Annotated in this window: 2 protein-coding genes; one reads left to right on the top strand and one right to left on the bottom strand. The window is 38.3% G+C overall.

The features are described 5' to 3' along the window. Window positions 1–246: 246 nt before the first annotated feature. Complete coding sequence (locus ASU31_RS27025) at window positions 247–1,434, bottom strand: acetyltransferase domain-containing protein (protein ID WP_057935338.1); 1,188 nt, start codon at window positions 1,432–1,434, stop codon at window positions 247–249. A 289-nt stretch (window positions 1,435–1,723) separates the two neighbouring features. Between ASU31_RS27025 and ASU31_RS27020 the strand changes: the two genes are divergently transcribed. After that, window positions 1,724–2,095 (top strand): glycoside hydrolase family 125 protein (locus ASU31_RS27020; protein ID WP_157258373.1); only part of this gene is annotated, 372 nt, incomplete at its 3' end.

Genomic DNA, 2,095 nt, shown 5'->3' with positions numbered 1-2,095 from the left:
ATTTAAGTAGAACGGGGATACCGTGCTATGGCCTAGCTGGATGGAAATACAAACTCCATATAAACAGTTCATATTTAAATGATTACAAAATAACGTCAATAGTAACTAGTCGAAGGGGTTATTTAAATACGCTTTAAGGTGTTTCGACGACTTGTCCCGATTTTCATCGGGAGGCTCTCCGTAGGAGTCCTTTGGACAACATGACGGCATGTTAGGTGAAATCGCCTTTAGAACACCCTCTTTGTTTTAAATATACCTTAACCACCATTGCTGATGTGTTTCCTTATATCGTTTAAACCACCTGCAAGGAAGATACAAAGCCGCTACAGCGCAAAGCCATATTAAATACACTATCGGTAAACTAAAGCCAAAGGTGGCTGGTCTGAATAAAAATGGAACCTGTACAATTTCTTTAGTGCTATGCCCTGTGGCGAAAAACACCACAATCAAAAGGGTGTGCAGCAGATAAAAGTGCAGTACATAATAGAAAAAAGGTACAGCGCCATATACAGAAGTTATCCTGGTAAACCGGTTGCTCAGGTTTTCAGTAAAGGCCAAAAATAGCATGGCCGGACCTAAAGTCATCGCGATATACTGCAAAGATGGCGGATATTTGTTTACGTTAAAAAAAGCAAGCACGTTCTTAAAGAAATCGTGATATTCTTTTCGTGGAAGGGGATCGCCATATATATTGATCAACCTCAGAGAGATAAAAACAAATATAGTGAGCAAGCCTATAATTAATAAATTACGCTGTCGACGCTCGGCAGCGTAACCTTTTTTATACCAGGCGCCAATTCCATAACCCACAAACATCACACCCGTCCATGGGAGGATGGCGTAAAATACACCAACAAAATGATTGGCAGAAAGCGGCACTACGGTTCCTGATGCCGTGAAAAATATTTTTAAGATCAAGCCACCATTTGAATCTGCCGGAGCAGGAAATAAATTGAAAAGATTATGTCCGAAAACCAATATCAGGCCGGTTATGAGCACAGTTTTATAAGAAATGCGACTGGCCAATCCGAGGAATATCATACTGGTGCCAATGGCCCAGATTACCTGAAGAATAATAAAATTATAGGTTGGATTAAAGGTTAAGCCGAATGTGATCACAACAATTTCGATCAGTATTAACCATAAACCCCGTTTTAACAAAAATGAACTCGCCTGAGCTGCTGTTTTGTTCTGTGCCGATAAATAAGCAGATAATCCTGATAGGAAAACAAAGGTTGGTGCACAGAAATGCGTAATCCAACGGGTAAAAAATAACATCCCTGTAGTGGTGTCCGGATTTAGCGGATCGCCGGTCATCGCGCCAATATGAAAGAAATCTCTCGTATGATCCAGCGCCATAATGATCATTACTAATCCGCGAAGTATATCAATAGATAAAATACGTTTAGATAGGGTAATGTTATCAGCATTCATAAGAGTAGGTTTGGTTATTTAAATATACTCATTCAGAATTATTTTTACTGACTTACTTTATTACCTTTAGGTCCGTCAAAAATGTTATCTGAATCTATTTCAGTATGATGCATAAGAAAATCGATTTAGGAATAGTTTAATTGACGATAATGATTTTGATGTTCGAAAAATTATAATAATATTTGTTAAGCGCTAACCGAATAAAATCTTACCACTACTATTTACCTTGATTGATAATGGATAGGTTTCGTTTAGTAGAAATTAAACTAAAATATCATAACACATCATAATGAAAAGAAGAACATTTATACAAAACACAGGCTTGTTAGGGGCAGGAGTTGTGGCATCGAAATTTTCTTTTGCGGCTAATCTCGCACCAGAATTCCCTGTGGTACGTGTAGCTGCAGCAAAACGACACTTTCAAAGTAAAGCGGTAGATGCTGCAATTAAAACTTTCCAGGCAAACGTTAAAAACTCCGAATTGGCCTGGCTATTCGAAAATTGTTTTCCAAATACTTTAGATACTACGGTTTATCATTCAGAAAAAGAGGGTAGACCAGATACTTATGTTATTACCGGTGATATTGATGCGATGTGGTTGCGCGATAGCTCAGCACAGGTTTGGCCATATCTTCAGTTCGTAAACGAAGATGAACCACTT

Origin of the sequence: Pedobacter ginsenosidimutans, assembly GCF_001442625.1 — a bacterium.
GTDB lineage: Bacteria > Bacteroidota > Bacteroidia > Sphingobacteriales > Sphingobacteriaceae > Pedobacter > Pedobacter ginsenosidimutans.
Note: the sequence above shows the minus strand (reverse complement) of the source record. Positions and strands in the feature narration are given on the sequence as shown.